Here is an 18,140-nt window from a genome sequence, read left to right on the forward strand (position 1 = left end):
GCGGCTATCGCGAAATATCTGGCCTCCCTATCGGCGGCCGGGCGTTGTCGCGGAAACGGCGACACGCTAGTGGACGGCGGCGGACCGCCCGTCGTCACATCATGTCTCGTCGCGGCGCCGCGAACGCACCGCGTCCACGAACGCGCGGACCCTCGCCGCATCCTTGATTCCCTTGCTCGCCTCGACGCCACCGCTGACGTCCACCGCGTAGGGCTTGACCTGCTCGACTGCCCTGCCGACGTTATCCGGCGTCAGACCGCCGGCCAGCACCAGGGGTTTGCCCAGGTCGGCCGGCACCAGCGACCAGTCGAACGCCGCCCCCGTGCCGCCGGGCACGCCTTCCACATAGGTATCCAGGAGAATCCCGGCAGCTCCCGGATATGCCGCCGCGCGCCCGACGATGTCGTCGCCGGGCTTCATCCGCAGGGCTTTCAGGTAGGGTCGCCGATGTCCCTCGCAGTCCTCGGCGCGCTCGTCGCCATGGAATTGCAGCAGGTCCAGCGGCACCGCATCGAGAATCTCGCCCAGTTCGCAGCGGCTGGCGTTGACGAACAGGCCGACGCTGGTCACGAACGGCGGCAGGGCACGAACGATTTCCCGCGCCCGATGGATATCCACCGCCCGCGGGCTCTTCGCATAGAACACCAGGCCGATGGCATCGGCGCCCGCCGCGGCGGCGGCCAGGGCGTCCTCGACTCGGGTGATACCGCAGATCTTGATGCGAACGGCTGGCAACGACGGAGAATCCTCGGCGAGTGAGCGACGAACCGCCGGACGGCCGGTCCGGCGGGAATTTTCGATGGTAGCAAAAGCCCGATTCGACGTCAGCCGACGATATCGGGCAATCCGGAAAGGAAATGCGGCCCCAGGTAGCGCTCGGGCAACTCGAACTCCCCGGGGTACTCCACCCGCACCAGATAGAGTCCGTATGGGTGCGCGGTGACCCCACCGGCGCGCCGGTCGCGCGCCTCGAGCACCTCCTTCGCCCATTCGATCGGCCGCTCGCCGGCACCGATGGTCATCAGGACGCCAGCGATGTTGCGCACCATATGGTGAAGGAAAGCGTTACCGCGGATGTCCAGCACGATCAACCGACCATGCTCCAGCAAGCGCACGTGATGCATGGTCTTGACCGGCGACTTGGCCTGGCACTGCACCGCCCGGAACGAGGTGAAGTCATGGGTGCCGACCAGCACCTGGGCCGCCTCACGCATCCGCCCGATATCCAGCGGCCGATGGTTCCAGGTGACTTCCTCGGCCAGGTGCGCCGGGCGGATCGGATCGTTGTAGATGGCGTAGCGATAGCGCCGGGCCATGGCCGAGAAGCGCGCGTGGAAATGCGCCGGCATCACCCTCGCCCAGGTCACACTGATATCCGCGGGCAGGTTGGCGTTGGTGCCCATCACCCATGCTTTCAACGGGCGCTCCACCGCGGTGTCGAAATGCACCACCTGGCCGCTGGCATGAACGGCAGCGTCGGTACGGCCGGCGCAGATCACCCCGACCGGCTCGGCGGCAACCTTCGACAAGGCGCGCTCCAGCGCTTCCTGCACGGAAGGCACGCCGGCTTCCTGGCGCTGCCAACCACGATAGCGGGAGCCCTTGTACTCGATGCCGAGGGCGATTCTGGAAACGCCAGCGGCAGCCGATTCGGCTGCCGCTGGCGGAACAACATCGTTCATGAGGGTCGCTTCATTTCCGGATCAGGCCAGGCGCTCCAGCAACTCGCGGGCTTCCGCCTGCTGGCTGTCGTTACCTTCGGCCAGGACTTCGTCGAGGATATCGCGCGCGCCTTCGCTATCGCCCATGTCGATATAGGCGCGAGCCAGATCCAGCTTGGTCGCCGCTTCGTCGGCACCGGAGAGGAAGTCGAAGTCATCGTCGGCGTCTCCGTCCAGGGCGGAGGCGACCGCTGCATCCTCGGCGGAGAAACTCGGCGCCGCGCTCTTCGGCTCGTCAAGGTTGCTGGCCAACTCGTCCAACTGCGCACTCACCTCGTCCAACTGGGCGGCGAAACTGTCCTCGCCCTTCTCCGGAGCGGCCGGCTCCGTCGGCTCGTCGGCCAGCGACAGGTCGAAGTCGTCCGGCAGGGACAACGCCGGCTCTTCGGCAGCCTCGGTATCGAGGGTGAATTCGTTGTCGGCTGGCGCCGCGGCGGGCACCTCGTCGTTCAGCGAAAGCAGGAAGTCGTCGTCCGAAAGCTTGTCTTCCGGCGCATCGAGATTCAGGGAGAAATCGCCCAGGTCGTCATGCTTGGGTTGGCTCGGAGTCTCTGCCAATTCCGCGAAATCCAGGCCGAAGTCGAGATCGTCGACAGGCTTGTCCGCCGCGGTCGAGGCCGCCAGGTCCAGATCGCTGTCCAGGGTCAGGTCGTCCAGCGCCCCGCTGTCGGACTTGAGGTCGGCCTGCACGTCGTCGCTGCCAAGATCGCCGCCGCCCAGGTCGTCCAGGCTCAGGTCGAAGGCGTCGTCGAGATCCTGTCCTGCCGCATCCGGCTTGGCCGCGTGACCGCTGTCGTCGAGCGACAGGTCGTCGAGGCTGAAACTATCCAGCTCGTCCTGCGCCAGCTTGGCGCCGGCCAGGCCGGCAACCGCGGCGACCGCGACCATTGCCGGGTAGCGCGACTTGAGCTGCTCGACCTGCGGCTGTGCGCCGCCGATTTCGCGCAGCTCGTTTTCCTGGCGAGCGAAACCTTCGCGATCGCCCATCTCGGCATAGACTTCCATCAGCTTGAGGCGCAGGTCGGTGCGCTGCGGCTCGTCGTAGATGGCGTTCTGCAACAGTTCGGCGGCCTGGTTGAAACGCCCGTAGGCGATATAGATGTCGGCCTCGCCCAGCGCATCGGAAGTCTGCGCAGTGGTCTTCTCGACCTGCGGCGCAGCGGCTGCGACCTGCGGTTCAGGCTCGTCGAGGGTCAGGTCGTCGAAGCCGTCCTTTCCCAGGTCCAGCGCATCCTCCTGTTCCTCGCCGGCATCCGCGGCGAAAGCCTGGGCTTCTTCCTTCTCTTTCTGCGCATTGCGCCGCGACAGGATCATCAGCAGCACCAGCAACGCCAGCAGTGCGCTACCGCCGATCACCGCCAACCACAGCGGGTTGGCCAGCAGTTCGTCGAGGAAGCTCGGTGCCGGCTGTTCTGCCGCCTGTACCGGAGCGGGCGCCGGAACGGCAGGTGCCGGAGGCTTCTCGGCAGCTGGCGCGGGCGGCGGCGCCACCGGAGGCTGCGCCGGAGCGGCGGGTGCTTCTCCGGCCGGAGCAGGAGTCGGCGCTGCCGCAGCGGGAGTCCCGGGCTGAGCCGGCGCCTGCGCGGCTGCATTGGGCTGGGACGCATCCGGCAGGGCTGCGTTCGGCTGGGCTGCGCCCTGGCCTTCGGCGCCCAACTGCCCTTGCAGCTTGGCCAACTGGGCGTCCTTCAACTGGATCAACTTCTGCAGCTTGTCCAGCTGGCTCTGCAGATCCTGCATGCGGCTCTGCAGTTCTTCGTTCTCGCGGCGAGTGCTATCGAGGCTTTCCTTGGTCACCGCCAGGGTATCGGCGAGCGCCTTGCTGTCGCCCTTCCCGCCCTTGTCGGCACCCTTGCTGGCCTTGCCCTCGCCAGACACCAGGCGCAGGTTGTCCGTGGCGTCGACCTTGGATGGCGCCGACCCGGCGGCATTGCGCTGGGTCGCATCCAACTGCCTGGCGCCAGCGCTGCCCGCGGCCGGATTGCGGCTGCCGCGCCAGCTCTGGTTCTGCGCCTGCACCTGGGACAGCGCCTCGCGCGGCGAGCGCTCCAGCATCTGCTGTTCGGTGGGAATGCGCAGGACCTGGCCGCTCTTCAGCCGGTTGATGTTGCCATCGACGAAGGCGCCCGGATTCAGTTCCTGGAACGCGAGCATCGCCTGGGGTACGGAAACGCGATCGGTACGGTTGCGCTGGGCGATCTCCCAGAGCGTGTCGTTGGAAACGGTGCGATAGGTGTCGCTGCCTGCCGGCGCGGTGGTACGCACCGGAGCCGGAGCCTGCGGGGCTCGCGGGGCGCCGGTCGCGCGCGGCGCGCTGACCGGCGCTTGCGGAGCGCTTGCCGCGGCCTGCGGGGAGTACAGCGGCGGATCCAGCAGGACGGTGTACTCGCGCAGCAGGCGGCCGTTCGGCCAGAGCACCTGGACCAGGAAGTTCAGGTAGGGCTCCTGCACCGGCTTCGACGAGGTCACGCGAATGACGCTCTTGCCGTTGGGCTTCACCACCGGCGTGAACTTCAGGTCGGTGAGGTAGTACAGGCGATCGACGCCCGCCTTGCTGAACTCTTCCGGCGACGCCAGGCTCGGGATCACCTCGCCCGAACCCAGGTCACGAACTTCGAGCAGCTCGATCTCGGCATCCAACGGTTGGTTCAACGCCGACTTCAGGGTGATTTCCCCCAGTCCCAATCCATGCGCCATGCCGGAAGTCAGGACCGAGGCCGCCGCGATTGCCCGAACCAGTGTACGAAGCCGAACCATAGTGTAATCCCTTGGTTTTAATATCTTTTCTCGTTTCACGAGAGGGAGTGCGTCGGTGCTTGCTGTCCGCTCGCCCAGCCATGCATGGACGGACGCTCCCCGGCAGCAGCGGATCGAACCAGTATTAACAAGCTCGAATAATTCTACAAATCTGTGGGTAAGTATCTTTTACAGATAGTGTTTTATCAACAACTCACCCAGGAGCACGGCATTCAGCGCGGCACCTTTTCGCACATTATCAGACACAATCCACAAATTGACCTGACAGGGATCAGCCTGCCCCGCCCTCACCCGGCCGACATAGGTCTCGTCCTGGCCGAGGGCATCGCCGACCACCGTCGGATAATCGCCCTCGCCGACCCATTCGATACCTTTCGTCGCATCGAGGACCCGCGTCACCGCGGCCAGGTCCACCGGTTCCGCGCACTGCAGGGTCACGCTGAGGCTATCGCCGAAGAATACCGGCGCCTGGATGCAGGTAACGTTCAACGGTCCGATACGCTCGCCAAGCAAGGCCTGCACCTCCGCGAAGATGCGCCGCTCGATGGCGCTGTGCCCCTCGCCATCCACCGCGCCGACCTGCGCCAGCAGGTTGAAGGCGATCTGGCGGTCGAAGAGACGCGGCTCCAGGGGGCGCGCATTGAGCAGTTCGGCGGTCTGCCGGGCGAGTTCCTTCACCCCTTCGCGCCCCAGGCTGGAGACGGAGAGGCAGGCTGTCAGGTTCAGTTGCCGGCAATCCAGCGTGGCCAGTAGTGGCGCCAGCACTTCGCACAGTTCGGCGGCTACGGCGCAAGGACTGGACAAAAGGAACGGCGCCGCTTGCGAGGCCAGGCGTTCGGCATTCACCGAAACCATGACCGGCGGTGCGACGCTCGGTTCCAGGGCGCCGCTCAGGTCGATCACCGAACAACCCGCCGCGCGGGCGCGCTCGGCATGGGCACGCGACACCTCGGCTGCCGCGGCGAAGAAGGCCAGGCCGACACTGGAAAAATCGAAGCTATCGACATCGCCGACGCGCAGGCTGCTTTCGGCGAAACCCATGCGCTGCCCGGCCGACTCGGCGCTGGCCAGCAGGTGCAAACGATGAAGCGGGAAGTCGCGTTCGTCGAGGAGACCGACCAGAGCCTCGCCAACCGATCCGGTGGCGCCTACGACTGCGACATTGAGGGGCTGGGACATGGGAAAAGCCTCGGCGGTCTGCGAAATAGGCGTGGCACTTTACTTGCCCACCTTCGCCCAGGCAATCGAGGCGCCACCCATTGCGGGCGGCGCCGGATCGATCAGCGCTCCAGCAGGATGCGCAACATGCGCCGCAGCGGCTCGGCAGCGCCCCACAGCAACTGGTCGCCGACGGTGAAGGCGCCGAGATACTGGGAGCCCATGTTCAGCTTGCGCAGGCGCCCGACCGGAACGCTCAGGGTGCCGGTGACGGCGGCCGGGGTCAGCTCGCGCACGCTTACCTCGCGGTGGTTCGGCACCAGCTTGACCCAGGGATTGTGCTGGCTGATCAGGCCCTCGATGTCGGTCAGCGGCACATCCTTGTTCAACTTGATGGTCAGCGCCTGGCTGTGGCAACGCATGGCGCCGACGCGCACGCAGATACCGTCGACCGGGATCGGGTTCTTGAAGCGGGCGAGGATCTTGTTGGTCTCCGCCTGGGCCTTCCACTCTTCGCGGCTCTGCCCGTTGGGCAGTTCCTTGTCGATCCAGGGGATCAGGCTGCCGCCCAGCGGCGCGCCGAAATGCTCGGTGGGGAAGGCTTCGCTGCGCAGGGTCTCCGCCACCTTGCGGTCGATGTCGAGGATCGCACTGGCCGGGTTGGCCAGGTCATCCGCCACCGATGCATGGGCGGCGCCCATCTGCTTGAGCAGTTCACGCATGTTCTGCGCGCCGGCGCCGGAGGCGGCCTGGTAGGTCATGGCGCTCATCCACTCGACCAGCCCGGCGTCGAACAGCCCGCCCAGGGCCATCAGCATCAGGCTGACGGTGCAGTTGCCGCCGATGTAGTTGCGGGTGCCGGCGTCCAGGGCCTGGTCGATGACCTTGCGGTTGACCGGGTCGAGGACGATCACCGCGTCGTCTTCCATGCGCAGGCTGGAGGCGGCATCGATCCAGTAGCCCTGCCAGCCGGCCTCGCGCAGCTTGGGGAATACTTCGCTGGTGTAGTCGCCGCCCTGGCAGGTCAGGATCACGTCGAGGGTCTTCAGCTCGTCGATGCTGTAGGCGTCCTTCAGCGGAGCGATGTCCTTGCCCACTTCCGGGCCCTGGCCACCGACGTTCGACGTGGTGAAGAACACCGGCTCGATCAGGTCGAAGTCCCGCTCTTCCAGCATCCGCTGCATGAGTACGGAACCCACCATCCCGCGCCAACCGATCAGACCTACACGCTTCATCGCAACTACACCTATATGAGAGAAGTGAGCTGGCCGACAGCCATCATGGCGCCGGCCAAGCCCGTCAGATTACAGATTCTTGAGTGCCGCGACTACGGCATCGCCCATTTCCCGGGTGCCGACCTTGCGGCAGCCTTCGGACCAGATGTCGCCGGTGCGCAGCCCCTGGTCGAGGACCTTGCTCACCGCCTGCTCGATGGCGTCGGCGGCGGTCGCCTGGCTGAAGCTGTAGCGCAACATCATCGAGACCGAGAGGATGGTCGCAAGCGGGTTGGCGATGCCCTGACCGGCGATGTCCGGGGCGGAACCGTGGCAGGGTTCGTACATGCCCTTGTTGTTCGCGTCGAGCGAGGCAGAAGGCAGCATGCCGATGGAACCGGTCAGCATGGAAGCCTCATCCGACAGGATGTCGCCGAACATGTTGTCGGTGACCATCACGTCGAACTGCTTGGGCGCGCGCACCAGCTGCATGGCGGCGTTGTCCACGTACATATGGGAAAGCTCGACGTCCGGGTAGTCCTTCGCCACTTCTTCCACCACTTCCCGCCACAGCTGGCTGGAGGCGAGGACGTTGGCCTTGTCCACCGAGCAGAGCCTGTTGTTGCGTACGCGGGCCATGTCGAAACCGACGCGGGCGATACGACGGATTTCGCTCTCGCTGTACGGCAGGGTGTCGTAGGCCTGGCGCTCGCCGTTCTCCAGCACGCGCTGCTCGCGGGGCTGGCCGAAGTAGATGCCGCCGGTCAGTTCGCGGACGATGAGGATGTCCAGCCCGGCGACCACTTCCGGCTTCAGGCTGGAGGCCGCGGCCAGTTGCGGGTAGAGGATGGCCGGACGCAGGTTGGCGAACAGGCCCAGTTGCGAGCGGATCTTCAGCAGGCCGCGCTCGGGACGGATATCGCGTTCGATCCTGTCCCATTTCGGCCCTCCTACCGCGCCCAGCAGCACCGCATCGGCCTGGCGCGCGCGCTGCAGGGTCTGGTCGGCCAGCGGCACGCCGTGCTTGTCGATGGCCGCGCCACCGATGACGTCCTCGGCCAGTTCGAAGCCGAGCTGGAACCTGTCGTTGGCCAGCTCCAGCACCTTGACCGCTTCCGCCATGATTTCCGGACCGATACCGTCACCGGGGAGAACCAGGATCTGCTTGCTCATAACACCCTCTTGTCCTTCATTCATTGAACGGCGGGCATGCGCCGCCGTGATCGAACCGTCACTCCCGACGCAGCCACAGCACCAGCACGTCGGTGCTGAACGAGCCGTCGTCGGCAATCTCGAAATACTCTCTGACTTCCTCGCCTACCGCCAGTTGCAGGCTGCGGATCGCCTGGCGGAACACCTCCGGCGTACGCATCCGCTCGACCCACGACTGGAACTCCAGGCGCAGGCGCTGGCGCCGGCTTCCGGTGACCAGCAAGCCCGCCTCGCCGCTCAGGCGCGCCCACTCGGCCGGCGAGTAGTTGCGCACATGGCTGGTGTCGCGGAGCAGCTCGACGGTCTGCAGGAAGGTGTCCGGCAAGGCCTGCCCGGGCGCCGCCACGTCGACGAAGATCGCCACCCCGCCGGGCTTGAGCACCCGCCGCACCTCGCGCAGGGCCAGGCCGACGTCGCGCCAGTGATGGGTGGAATAGCGACTGAAGACGAAATCGAACTCGCCGTCGGCGAAGGGCAGGCTCTCCGCCTTGCCCTGTTCGGTACGGATGTTCGCCATGCCCCGTTCCGCGGCGCTCTGCGCCACCACGGCGAGCATCTCGGCGGAAAGATCGTAGGCCACCACCTCCCCTGCCAGGGCGGCGACCTGGAAGCTCACGTGGCCGGCGCCGCAACCCAGGTCGAGGACCCGCGCTTCCGGGCGCCCGGCCAGGGCGTCGCGCAGCAAGGCGAATTCCTCGCCCTGGGCATGCACGGCGCTGCTCAGGTAGGCCGCAGCCTGGGCGCCGAACTGGCGCTGGACAACGTCATCGTGGTCGCTCATGAACCTACTCCAGGAGAAAAACCGGGCGCACCCTACCCAGGATGCGCCCGGCAAGGGGACTCGCGTGCCGCTCAGCGGAACAGCCAGGGCTGCTGCTGGCGGTAGCCGTCCTCGAAGGCACGGATCGCATCGGCGTCCTGCAGCGTCAGGCCGATGTCGTCGAGGCCGTTGAGCAGGCAATGCTTGCGGAACGGGTCGACCTCGAACCCCAGCACCTTGCCATCAGGACGGGTAACGGTCTGCGCCGCCAGGTCGATGGACAACTGGTAGCCTTCGTTCGCCTCGACCTGGCGGAACAGTTCGTCCACCTCGGCCTCGGGCAGGATGATCGGCAGCAAGCCGTTCTTGAAACTGTTGTTGAAGAAGATGTCGGCATAGCTCGGTGCGATCACCGTGCGGAAACCGTACTCGTCCAGCGCCCAGGGCGCGTGCTCGCGGGACGAGCCGCAGCCGAAGTTCTCCCGCGCCAGCAGTACGCTGGCGCCCTGGTAGCGCGGCTGGTTGAGGACGAAGTCCGGGTTCAGCGGACGCTTCGAGTTGTCCTGTCCCGGCTGCCCGACATCCAGGTAGCGCCATTCGTCGAACAGGTTGGGGCCGAAGCCGGTGCGCTTGATCGACTTGAGGAATTGCTTGGGAATGATCTGATCGGTATCGACGTTGGCGCGATCCAGCGGAGCGACGAGACCGGTCGTCTGGGTATAGGGTTTCATCTCGGTTCTCCTCAGGCGAGCAATTCGCGGACATCGATGAAGCGGCCGTTGACGGCCGCGGCGGCGGCCATCGCCGGGCTGACCAGGTGGGTACGGCCACCGGCGCCCTGACGGCCCTCGAAGTTGCGGTTGGAGGTCGAGGCGCAGTGTTCGCCGCTCTCCAGCCGGTCCGGGTTCATCGCCAGGCACATGGAACAGCCCGGCTCGCGCCATTCGAAGCCGGCCTCGATGAAGATCCGGTCCAGGCCTTCCTTCTCGGCCTGCTCCTTGACCAACCCGGAACCCGGCACCACCAACGCCTGCTTGATGGTCGCGGCGACCTTGCGGCCCCTGGCCACTTCGGCGGCGGCACGCAGGTCCTCGATCCGCGAGTTGGTGCAGGAACCGATGAATACCCGGTCCAGCTGGATGTCGGTGATCGCCTGGTTCGGCCGCAGGCCCATGTATTTCAAGGCGCGCTCGATCGAACCGCGCTTGATCGGGTCGCTCTCGCGGGCCGGGTCCGGCACGTTCTGGTCCACGGCCAGGACCATTTCCGGCGACGTGCCCCAGCTGACCTGCGGCTTGATCTGCGCGGCGTCCAGCTCGACCACGGTATCGAAGCGGGCATCGGCGTCCGACACCAGCCCCTGCCAGCAGGCGACGGCCTGGTCCCATTGCTCGGCGCTCGGCGCGAAGGGCCGGCCCTTCACGTAGTCGATGGTCTTCTGGTCGACGGCGACCAGGCCGACGCGGGCGCCCGCCTCGATCGACATGTTGCAGATGGTCATCCGCCCTTCGATGGACAGGTCGCGGATGGCGCTGCCGGCGAACTCGATGGCGTGGCCGTTGCCGCCGGCGGTGCCGATCCTGCCGATCACCGCGAGGACGATATCCTTCGCCGTGACGCCGGCCGGCAGCCTGCCTTCGACCTTGACCAGCATGTTCTTCATCTTCTTCGCCACCAGGCACTGGGTCGCCAGCACATGCTCGACCTCGGAAGTGCCGATGCCGTGGGCCAGCGCGCCGAAGGCGCCGTGGGTGGAAGTGTGCGAGTCGCCGCAGACCACGGTCATCCCCGGGAGGGTCGCGCCCTGCTCCGGACCGACCACATGGACGATGCCCTGGCGCACGTCGTTCATCTTGAATTCGGTGATGCCGAAGTCATCGCAGTTCTCGTCGAGGGTCTGCACCTGCAGGCGCGAGACCTCGTCGGCGATGGCGGCGATGCCGCCCTTGCGCTCGGTGCGGGTGGTCGGCACGTTGTGGTCCGGGGTGGCAATGTTGGCGTCGATCCGCCACGGCTTGCGCCCGGCCAGGCGAAGACCCTCGAAGGCCTGCGGCGAGGTCACTTCGTGCAGGATATGGCGGTCGATGTAGATCAGCGCCGAACCGTCGTCGCGCTGCTTGACCAGGTGCATGTCCCAGAGTTTGTCGTAGAGGGTCTTGCCGGCCATCGGGATTTCCTCATCAGCTTATTTCTATGCCCACAGGGCTTGTGAGGATGATCCTATGGCTTGTCTACGAATAACTCAAATTCATATTTTTCATCCAAAGCATTCCCAACAGGAATCCATTGGCGCTAAGCTCCGGGCAGCCGAAACCAGCGGAGGCCCGCAATGGACCTGAACAGCCTCAACACCTTCATCGCCATTGCCGAGACCGGCAGCTTCTCCGAAGCCGGCGAGCGCCTGCACCTGACCCAACCGGCGGTGAGCAAGCGCATCGCCGCCCTCGAACAGCAGCTCAATGCCCGGCTGTTCGACCGGGTCGGCCGCGAGGTCAACCTCACCGAGGCCGGCCGCGCCCTGCTGCCGCGCGCCTACCAGTTGCTCAACGTGCTCGACGACACCCGCCGGGCGCTGAACAACCTCACCGGCGAGGTCAGCGGCCGGCTGGTCCTGGCCACCAGCCACCACATCGGCCTGCATCGCCTGCCGCCGCTGCTGCGCGCCTTCACCCGGGCGCATCCGCAGGTGGCGCTGGATATCCAGTTCCTGGATTCGGAAGTGGCCTACGAGGAGATCCTTCATGGCCGTGCGGAACTGGCGGTGATCACCCTGGCCCCGGAAACCGCCGAACCGGTGCGCGCAGTCCCGGTGTGGGACGACCCGCTGGACTTCGTCGCCGCCCCGGAGCACCCGCTGGCCCGACAGGGCACGGTGTTCCTCGCCGACGTCGCCAAGCACCCCGCGGTATTCCCCGGCGGCAACACCTTCACCCACCACATCGTGCGGCGCATGTTCGAAGCCGAAGGGCTGACGCCGAACATCGCCATGAGCACCAACTACCTGGAGACCATCAAGATGATGGTCTCCATCGGCTTGGCCTGGAGCGTGCTGCCGCGGACCATGCTCGACGACCAGGTGGTGCGCCTGCCGCTACAGGACATCCAGCTCAGCCGCCAGCTCGGCTACATCCTGCACACCGAGCGGACCCTGTCGAACGCCGCGCGCGCCTTCATGCGCCTGCTCGACGAACAGGCATTCGGCAACGGCACTCCAGCGGCCTGAAGCGATTCAGGACGAACGCCACGGGTAGGCCCTTCCCTCTTCGCCGTCCGCGGCCAGCGCTCACCCGACCTGCATGCCAATGCCCTCGCGACTCAGCCCTCGCCGACCCACGCCTGCACCTCGACCTCCACGTCGACCCCCAGCGCCAGCCCGGCGGTCACCGTCGAGCGTACCGGCAAGGCCCCCTGCACATGACGCTGGTAGACCTCGTTGAAACCGGCGAAGTGGGCCATGTCCGACAGCCAGACGGTGACCTTCACCAGTTGGTCGAAACGCGCGCCACAGCTCTCCAGGGTCTCGCCGATGCGTGCCATCACCGCTTCGGTCTGGGTCTGGATATCGCCACGTACCACCTCGCCGGTCGGACTCATCGGCACCTGTCCGGAAAGAAACAGGAAGCCGCCGGCCCGCACCGCGCGGGAAAAGGGAAACGGCAGGCTGCTGGGGTAACGCTGGATGTCATCGCTCATCTGGATTGCCTCCTGTTACTGAAGCGCTAGGAAGAAAAGCTTTCGGCCGCGGAATCGGCGTATTCATGTAGCACTGCGATCAACCCTGGCTCATATCGACGCGCTCCGCCAGAAAGTCCAGGAACGCCCGCACGCGCAGCGGCAGATAGCCGCCCTGGCCGACGTAGACGGCGTGGACTTCCTCCAGGTCGCCCGGGTTGTATGCCTCGAGCACGGGAATCAGGCGACCGGCGGCTATGTCCTCGCGCACCTGGAACGCGGCCAGCCGCGCCAGGCCCAGGCCGGCCACGGCCAGACGGCGCAGCGCCTCGCCATCGCTGGCCTGGGCGTTGCCCGACAACGGCACCACGAGTTCCTCGCCGGCGTCCCGCAGCGGCCAGCCGGAGCGCGTTCGCACATAGTTGGCGCCGAGGCGGTTGTGCCCCAGCAGCGCCTGCGGCGTGGCCGGCATGCCATGCCGGGCCAGGTAGGCCGGCGCACCGACGATCAGCATGCGCGTGCTCCCCAGCTTGCGCGCCACCAGGCTCGAGCTTTTCAGCGGCCCCGCGCGCACGGCCACGTCGGTGCGCTGCTCGAGGATGTCGACGACCTCATCGGTCAGCACGATATCCAGCGTCACCTCGGGATGCTGCGCGAGGAACTCGGGCACCAGCGGCAGCAGGAAATGATGCCCGAAAGGCACGTTGGCGCTGACTCGCAAGCGCCCGCGCGGCGCCGCGTTTTCGCTCGCACACCGCTCGGCTTCCTCCAGGTCGGCCAGGATACGTACCCCGCGCTCGTAGAACGTGCATCCCTCGGGCGTCAGTTGCAATTGACGGGTGGAGCGGTTCAGCAAGCGGGTTCCCAGGCGCTGTTCGAGCCGGGTGATCAGCTTGCTGACTGCCGAGGGCGTCATGCCGCAACGTCGAGCGGCGGCGGAAAAGCCCCCCGACTCGACGACCCGGGCAAACACCTCCAGTTCGCCGGAACGGTTGACTTCAAGCCGGGCCATGGCGCCCCGCCTGATGATTTCGCTTCATAAATGATGTTCCCCGCTACGGTCTATTTCCCTTAAATCGTTGAATTCATCATCAGCTACAGGATAACCACTGAATTCAACGACATGAAACGACCCATCGAAAGACTTCCCGCCGCGACCTCCAGCGCAACCCGGGCCTTCGCGCTCGCGACGAGCCTGTTGTACGCCTGCGCCGCGCCGGCCGCTTCCTGGACCGCCAGTTGGCAGGCCAGCCCGCAGCCGGTCTGGGCTGAGGACTTCCTGTTTCCCAGCAACGTGCCGGCCGAACTGCACGACCAGACGGTGCGGCAACTGGCGCGAATCAGCCTGGGAGGAACGCGCGTGCGCATCGTCCTGGCAAATACCTATGGAAAGCGCCCGATCCGGATCGGCCGGGCCACCCTGGCCAAACCGGGTTCCGAGCGCGCCGCGGTCGCCACCGGCAGCCTGCATGACGTGACCTTCGGCGGACGCCGGACGGCGACCATCGCGCCCGGCGCCACGCTACTCAGCGATCCGGTGGCGATGCCGGTGGCCGCGCTCTCGCAGGTGCTGGTGAGTCTCTACCTGCCGGCCGCCACGCCCATGGAAACCTTCCACTGGGACGGCCGCCAGACGGGCTGGATCGTCGCCGGCGAGCAGACCCAAAGCCACGCATTGCAGCTGGACGCGGCGGACAGCCAGAGCACCACCGCGCGCCTGCTGTTGACAGGTATCCTGGTCGAAACCGAAACGGCAACGCGGACGCTGGTGACGCTCGGCGACTCGATCACCGACGGAGCCAGCGCCAGCCTCGACCGGAACAGCCGTTGGCCGGACTTCCTCGCCGAACGCCTGGCCCCGCATGGCGTCGCCGTGGTCAATGCGGGGATTTCCGGCGCCCGTCTGCTGAGCGACGGCATGGGCGCGAGCGCGCTGGCACGTCTGGACCGCGACGTACTGGCCCAGCCAGGCACAAGCAGCATGGTGGTGATGCTCGGCATCAACGACATTGCCTGGCCCGGTACCGCTTTTGCCCGGAATGCCGCACCGCCCACCCTGGAAGCGCTGATCGCCGGCTACCGGCAATTGATCGAACGGGCGCACAACCGGGGTATCCGGGTCGTCGGCGCGACCCTCACGCCGTTCGAGGGCGCACTGCCCGGCACGCCGTTGAGCGATTATTACCATCCCGCCAAGGAAGCCCTGCGCAGGCAGGTTAACGAGTGGATCCGTCATGCCGGCGCCTTCGATGCGGTGATCGACTTCGACGCGGCATTGCGCGATCCGGAGCAGCCGTCGCGGCTCGCCGCGCGCTACGACTCCGGCGACCATCTGCACCCCAGCGACGAAGGCAACCGTGCGATGGCGGCCGCCGTCGACCTCGACGTCCTGCTGGACGAGGTGCCTGACGGCACACCGGCAGAGCCCCGGGCCGATAGCGCAACGAAATGAAAAAAGGCGCCCGAAGGCGCCTTTTTTCGATCACCGCTGACGGTTACTGGTTGTCCAGTGCCGGGCGCTGGCCATTGATGGCGATACGCTTCGGCTTGGCTTCTTCCGGAACCAGCCGGACCAGGTCGATGTTCAGCAGGCCGTTGGCCAGCGAAGCCGCCTTGACCTCGATATGGTCGGCGAGGCGGAACGACAGCTTGAAGGCGCGCTGGGCGATGCCCTGGTGCAGGTAGGTCACGTTGTCCGTGGACTTCTCGCGCTTGCCGCCACTGACGGTCAGCACGCCGCGCTCGACCTGCAGGTCCAGGTCTTCTTCCTGGAAGCCGGCGGCGGCGATGACGATGCGATACTCGTCGTCACCGTGCTTTTCGACGTTGTAGGGCGGGTAGGTACTCCCGGCCTCATTGCGCAGGGCCGACTCGAACAGATCGTTGAAGCGATCGAAGCCTACGGAATGACGGAACAGCGGGGCGAGGGAAAAAGCGTTGCTCATTGCGAATCTCCTGAATTATCAGCAAGTACTCTGATGCGGAACCCGTCTTCGGCATCCCGCACGAACTAGATAGGGATCGTCGGAAGTATTTCAAGAGCCTTGAGAACGACCGTTCGTCGTGCTCAGATCGAAACTCATCCTTTCGAGAACCGTCGCCATGGAACGCGCAATCCCGACCTTCCCCTGCCGCGATCTGGACAGCGCCAGCGCCTTCTACCAGTCCCTCGGCTTCCACCTTGGCGCTCGCTATCCGACCTACGCCATCCTCCAGCGCGGCGCCCTGGAGCTGCACCTGTCGCTGTTCGAAGCGCTCGAACCGAAGACCAATTGCAGCGCTGCCTACCTGCGCCTGGAGGACGCCCAGGCGCTGCATCGCCAGGCCGCGGCCCTCGGCCTGGGCGGCCAGGGGATTCCACGCATCACGGCCCTGGAAGACCAGCCCTGGGGTATGCGCGAATTCGCCCTGGTCGATCCCGACGGCAACCTGCTGCGGGTCGGCCAGGAGCTCGATGCGACGCCAGAGCAACACCGGGTTCGCCTGGCCAGCGCCGACGACGTCCCCGCGGTGGCCGCCCTCTGGCAAGCCAATGTCCGCGAAGCCGGGGAAACCCTGGATGCCGGCGACCAACAGGCGATCCAGGCACTGCTCCTGGCCGCCTCGCGCAACCGCTTGCTCTGGCTGGCGGAGGCCCAGCAGCATCCCCGCGGTTTCGTCCTCGCCCACTTGTGGCAGATCGAGGACGGTCAGGCACGGGTCGGAGAGATCGCAGAGCTCTACGTACTGCCGCAGGCCCGCCGCCAGGGCCTGGCCCGGGAACTGGTGGGCAGCGCCGAGGAGGCCCTGCGCTCGCGGGGCGCCGGCCTGATCCGCGCGCAATCGGCCCTTGACGCGCCGCTGTCCAACCTGTTCTGGCAGGGCCTGGGCTGGGACGCCGACTACCTGACCTTCACTCGCTACTGACCTGGGGAGCATCATCATGCGCAACGTCATGCTGATCACCGGAGCCAGCCGCGGCATCGGCGCCGCCACCGCTCTGCTCGCCGCCGAGCGCGGCTATGCGGTCGTCCTCAACTATCTGCGCAACCGCGAGGCCGCCGAAGCGCTGCGCCAGCGCATCGAGCGCCAGGGCGGCGAAGCCCTGGCGGTGGCGGCCGACGTAGCCGAGGAAGGCGATGTCGAGCGGCTGTTCGCCGCCATCGACGAACGTTTCGGCCGCCTCGACGTGCTGGTCAACAACGCCGGCGTGCTGGAAGCGCAGACGCGCCTGGAAAACATCGACGCGGCGCGCCTGCACAGGGTATTCGCGACCAACGTGACCGGCAGCTTCCTCTGCGCCCGCGAGGCGGTGAAGCGCCTGTCGACCCGCCACGGCGGGCGCGGCGGCAGCATCGTCAACGTATCCTCGATGGCCTCGCGGCTGGGATCGCCCAACGAATACATCGACTATGCCGCCGCCAAGGGCGCCATCGACAGCATGACCATCGGGCTGGCCAGGGAAGTGGCGGCGGAGGGTATCCGGGTCAACGCGGTGCGGCCCGGACTGATCGATACCGAGATCCACGCCAGCGGCGGCGAGCCCGGCCGTATCGAACGCCTGAAGGGCGGCATACCGCTAGGACGCGGCGGTACGGCGGAGGAAGTCGCGCGGGCGATTCTCTGGCTGGCGTCGGACGAAGCCAGCTACAGCACCGGCACCTTCATCGATGTCAGCGGCGGCCGCTAGGCCTGCTACGCAAGCTAGGCCGCCTGGCTGAACGACACCTGCAACAGCCGGTCGATGGTTTCGCAATCGCTTTCCCGGCGAATCCGCGCGAACAGCTCGACGGCTTCGGGATAGGTGCGCGTGAGCATGCCCAGCCACTGCTTGAGACGCCCCGGGGCATAGCGCGGGGCGAGCTTGCGCCGGGCCTGTAGCCAGAAGTCGCGCAGCAGCGGCAACAGCTCGCTCCAGGGCATCTCGTGGATTTCGCCGCCATCGCGCCAGGCGGCGATCTGCCGAGCCAGGCCAGGACGCGAGACCAGGCCGCGACCGAGCATGATGTCCTCCACCCCGCTGACCTCGCGACAACGCAGGTAGTCGTCGAGCGTCCACACTTCGCCATTGGCGAACACCGGCACGCGCACCGCCTCGGCCACCCGCGCCACCCACTCCCAGTGCGCCGGCGGCCTGTAGCCATCGACCTTGGTCCGGGCATGCACCACTACATGGGCCGAGCCGCCGTCGGCCAGGGCCCGCGCGCAATCCAGGGCGCCGTCGGGACTGTCGTAGCCCAGGCGCATCTTCGAGGTCACCGCAATCTCGCTCGGCACCGCGCGACGCACGGCGGCGACGATGTCGTGCATCAGCTCCGGCTCCTTGAGCAATACCGCGCCGCCGCGCGAGCGGTTCACGGTTTTGGCCGGACAACCGAAGTTCAGGTCGATCACCGGGGCACCCAGCTCACAGGCGAACGCGGCGTTATCCGCCAGGCACGCAGGATCGGAGCCGAGCAACTGCACACGCATCGGCGTCCCGGCGCGGGTCCGGCTGCCGTCGCGCAGCTCCGGCGCCAGCTTGTGGAAAGCCGTGGCCGGCAGCAGGCGATCGGTGATGCGGATGAATTCGGTGACGCACCAATCGATGCCGCCGACGCGGGTCAGCACGTCGCGGAGGATTTCATCCACCAGACCTTCCATCGGCGCCAGGGCGATTTGCACGAA

The 18,140-nt window shown here is 66.6% G+C and carries 17 protein-coding genes; 4 read left to right on the forward strand and 13 right to left on the reverse strand.

Translation table 11 applies throughout. The features are described from left to right. Positions 1–99: 99 nt before the first annotated feature. The 9 genes from VQ065_RS21600 to leuC all read right to left on the reverse strand — a co-directional run bounded on the left by VQ065_RS21600 (position 100) and on the right by leuC (position 10,989). A complete protein-coding gene (locus tag VQ065_RS21600) occupies positions 100–735 on the reverse strand; it encodes a phosphoribosylanthranilate isomerase (protein WP_003091389.1) in 636 nt (211 codons plus the stop codon). An 89-nt stretch (positions 736–824) separates the two neighbouring features. Continuing rightward, entirely contained in the window at positions 825–1,682 is an 858-nt protein-coding gene (gene truA, locus VQ065_RS21605) for a tRNA pseudouridine(38-40) synthase TruA (protein ID WP_003091390.1), read from the reverse strand. 21 nt (positions 1,683–1,703) lie between these two features. Then, the gene (gene fimV / locus VQ065_RS21610; RefSeq protein WP_023098502.1) at positions 1,704–4,478 is read right to left on the reverse strand and encodes a motility hub landmark protein FimV; all 2,775 of its coding nucleotides are present in this window, start codon (positions 4,476–4,478) and stop codon (positions 1,704–1,706) included. Positions 4,479–4,646: 168 nt separating this feature from the next. Then, on the reverse strand, positions 4,647–5,657 hold the full coding sequence (locus VQ065_RS21615; RefSeq protein ID WP_003091393.1) for an aspartate-semialdehyde dehydrogenase: 1,011 nt from the start codon (positions 5,655–5,657) through the stop codon (positions 4,647–4,649). Positions 5,658–5,758: 101 nt separating this feature from the next. Then, a complete protein-coding gene (asd, locus tag VQ065_RS21620) occupies positions 5,759–6,871 on the reverse strand; it encodes an aspartate-semialdehyde dehydrogenase (protein ID WP_003111187.1) in 1,113 nt (370 codons plus the stop codon). Positions 6,872–6,940: 69 nt separating this feature from the next. After that, positions 6,941–8,023: a 3-isopropylmalate dehydrogenase gene (gene leuB / locus VQ065_RS21625; protein WP_003091395.1), complete on the reverse strand. Its 1,083-nt coding sequence runs from the start codon at positions 8,021–8,023 to the stop codon at positions 6,941–6,943. Between the two features lie 58 nt (positions 8,024–8,081). Beyond that, entirely contained in the window at positions 8,082–8,843 is a 762-nt protein-coding gene (locus VQ065_RS21630; protein ID WP_003091396.1) for a class I SAM-dependent methyltransferase, read from the reverse strand. 71 nt (positions 8,844–8,914) lie between these two features. Continuing rightward, a complete protein-coding gene (leuD, locus tag VQ065_RS21635) occupies positions 8,915–9,553 on the reverse strand; it encodes a 3-isopropylmalate dehydratase small subunit (RefSeq protein ID WP_003091398.1) in 639 nt (212 codons plus the stop codon). Positions 9,554–9,564: 11 nt separating this feature from the next. Further along, positions 9,565–10,989, reverse strand: a complete 1,425-nt coding sequence (gene leuC / locus VQ065_RS21640) for a 3-isopropylmalate dehydratase large subunit (RefSeq protein ID WP_003091399.1) — start codon at positions 10,987–10,989, stop codon at positions 9,565–9,567. A 162-nt stretch (positions 10,990–11,151) separates the two neighbouring features. Between leuC and VQ065_RS21645 the strand changes: the two genes are divergently transcribed. After that, positions 11,152–12,045 carry a LysR family transcriptional regulator gene (locus VQ065_RS21645; protein ID WP_003091401.1) on the forward strand — a complete coding sequence of 298 codons (894 nt, stop codon included), beginning with the start codon at positions 11,152–11,154 and terminating at the stop codon, positions 12,043–12,045. Positions 12,046–12,137: 92 nt separating this feature from the next. Here the strand turns inward: VQ065_RS21645 and VQ065_RS21650 are convergent, their stop codons facing one another. Together VQ065_RS21650 and VQ065_RS21655 are read right to left on the reverse strand one after the other, a co-directional pair. Beyond that, the gene (locus VQ065_RS21650) at positions 12,138–12,515 is read right to left on the reverse strand and encodes a RidA family protein (RefSeq protein ID WP_003091402.1); all 378 of its coding nucleotides are present in this window, start codon (positions 12,513–12,515) and stop codon (positions 12,138–12,140) included. Positions 12,516–12,594: 79 nt separating this feature from the next. Beyond that, a complete protein-coding gene (locus VQ065_RS21655; RefSeq protein WP_003091403.1) occupies positions 12,595–13,506 on the reverse strand; it encodes a LysR substrate-binding domain-containing protein in 912 nt (303 codons plus the stop codon). A gap of 111 nt (positions 13,507–13,617) precedes the next feature. Here VQ065_RS21655 and VQ065_RS21660 point away from each other — a divergent pair, with 111 nt between their 5' ends. Then, positions 13,618–14,946 (forward strand): SGNH/GDSL hydrolase family protein, encoded by a 1,329-nt coding sequence (locus VQ065_RS21660; protein WP_022580339.1) that lies wholly within the window; start codon positions 13,618–13,620, stop codon positions 14,944–14,946. 43 nt (positions 14,947–14,989) lie between these two features. On the opposite strand, the gene VQ065_RS21665 is transcribed toward VQ065_RS21660, so the two are convergent. Next, positions 14,990–15,439 carry an Hsp20 family protein gene (locus VQ065_RS21665; RefSeq protein ID WP_003091405.1) on the reverse strand — a complete coding sequence of 150 codons (450 nt, stop codon included), beginning with the start codon at positions 15,437–15,439 and terminating at the stop codon, positions 14,990–14,992. Positions 15,440–15,596: 157 nt separating this feature from the next. On the opposite strand from VQ065_RS21665, the gene VQ065_RS21670 reads away from it, so the two are divergent. Both VQ065_RS21670 and VQ065_RS21675 read left to right on the forward strand, forming a co-directional pair. Next, positions 15,597–16,400, forward strand: coding sequence for a glyoxalase/bleomycin resistance/extradiol dioxygenase family protein (locus VQ065_RS21670; protein ID WP_003091406.1), 804 nt, complete (start codon positions 15,597–15,599; stop codon positions 16,398–16,400). A 16-nt stretch (positions 16,401–16,416) separates the two neighbouring features. Further along, positions 16,417–17,163 (forward strand): SDR family oxidoreductase, encoded by a 747-nt coding sequence (locus tag VQ065_RS21675; RefSeq protein WP_003091407.1) that lies wholly within the window; start codon positions 16,417–16,419, stop codon positions 17,161–17,163. A 14-nt stretch (positions 17,164–17,177) separates the two neighbouring features. Here VQ065_RS21675 and VQ065_RS21680 read toward each other — a convergent pair whose 3' ends face one another. Then, the gene (locus tag VQ065_RS21680; protein ID WP_003091408.1) at positions 17,178–18,137 is read right to left on the reverse strand and encodes a tRNA dihydrouridine synthase; all 960 of its coding nucleotides are present in this window, start codon (positions 18,135–18,137) and stop codon (positions 17,178–17,180) included. Between the last annotated feature and the right edge of the window lie 3 nt (positions 18,138–18,140).

Source organism: Pseudomonas sp. KBN10P06128, from assembly GCF_037574945.1.
GTDB lineage: Bacteria > Pseudomonadota > Gammaproteobacteria > Pseudomonadales > Pseudomonadaceae > Pseudomonas > Pseudomonas aeruginosa.

Bases quoted from the DNA above. Each gene is read 5' to 3' on its own strand.
- VQ065_RS21670 (WP_003091406.1), top strand. From the start codon at position 15,597: ATGGAACGCGCAATCCCGACCTTCCCCTGCCGCGATCTGGACAGCGCC.
- VQ065_RS21655 (WP_003091403.1), bottom strand. From the start codon at position 13,506: ATGGCCCGGCTTGAAGTCAACCGTTCCGGCGAACTGGAGGTGTTTGCC.
- leuC (WP_003091399.1), bottom strand. From the start codon at position 10,989: ATGGCCGGCAAGACCCTCTACGACAAACTCTGGGACATGCACCTGGTC.
- VQ065_RS21650 (WP_003091402.1), bottom strand. From the start codon at position 12,515: ATGAGCGATGACATCCAGCGTTACCCCAGCAGCCTGCCGTTTCCCTTT.
- VQ065_RS21615 (WP_003091393.1), bottom strand. From the start codon at position 5,657: ATGTCCCAGCCCCTCAATGTCGCAGTCGTAGGCGCCACCGGATCGGTT.
- leuD (WP_003091398.1), bottom strand. From the start codon at position 9,553: ATGAAACCCTATACCCAGACGACCGGTCTCGTCGCTCCGCTGGATCGC.
- asd (WP_003111187.1), bottom strand. From the start codon at position 6,871: ATGAAGCGTGTAGGTCTGATCGGTTGGCGCGGGATGGTGGGTTCCGTA.
- truA (WP_003091390.1), bottom strand. From the start codon at position 1,682: ATGAACGATGTTGTTCCGCCAGCGGCAGCCGAATCGGCTGCCGCTGGC.
- VQ065_RS21630 (WP_003091396.1), bottom strand. From the start codon at position 8,843: ATGAGCGACCACGATGACGTTGTCCAGCGCCAGTTCGGCGCCCAGGCT.
- fimV (WP_023098502.1), bottom strand. From the start codon at position 4,478: ATGGTTCGGCTTCGTACACTGGTTCGGGCAATCGCGGCGGCCTCGGTC.
- leuB (WP_003091395.1), bottom strand. From the start codon at position 8,023: ATGAGCAAGCAGATCCTGGTTCTCCCCGGTGACGGTATCGGTCCGGAA.
- VQ065_RS21660 (WP_022580339.1), top strand. From the start codon at position 13,618: ATGAAACGACCCATCGAAAGACTTCCCGCCGCGACCTCCAGCGCAACC.
- VQ065_RS21665 (WP_003091405.1), bottom strand. From the start codon at position 15,439: ATGAGCAACGCTTTTTCCCTCGCCCCGCTGTTCCGTCATTCCGTAGGC.
- VQ065_RS21645 (WP_003091401.1), top strand. From the start codon at position 11,152: ATGGACCTGAACAGCCTCAACACCTTCATCGCCATTGCCGAGACCGGC.
- VQ065_RS21675 (WP_003091407.1), top strand. From the start codon at position 16,417: ATGCGCAACGTCATGCTGATCACCGGAGCCAGCCGCGGCATCGGCGCC.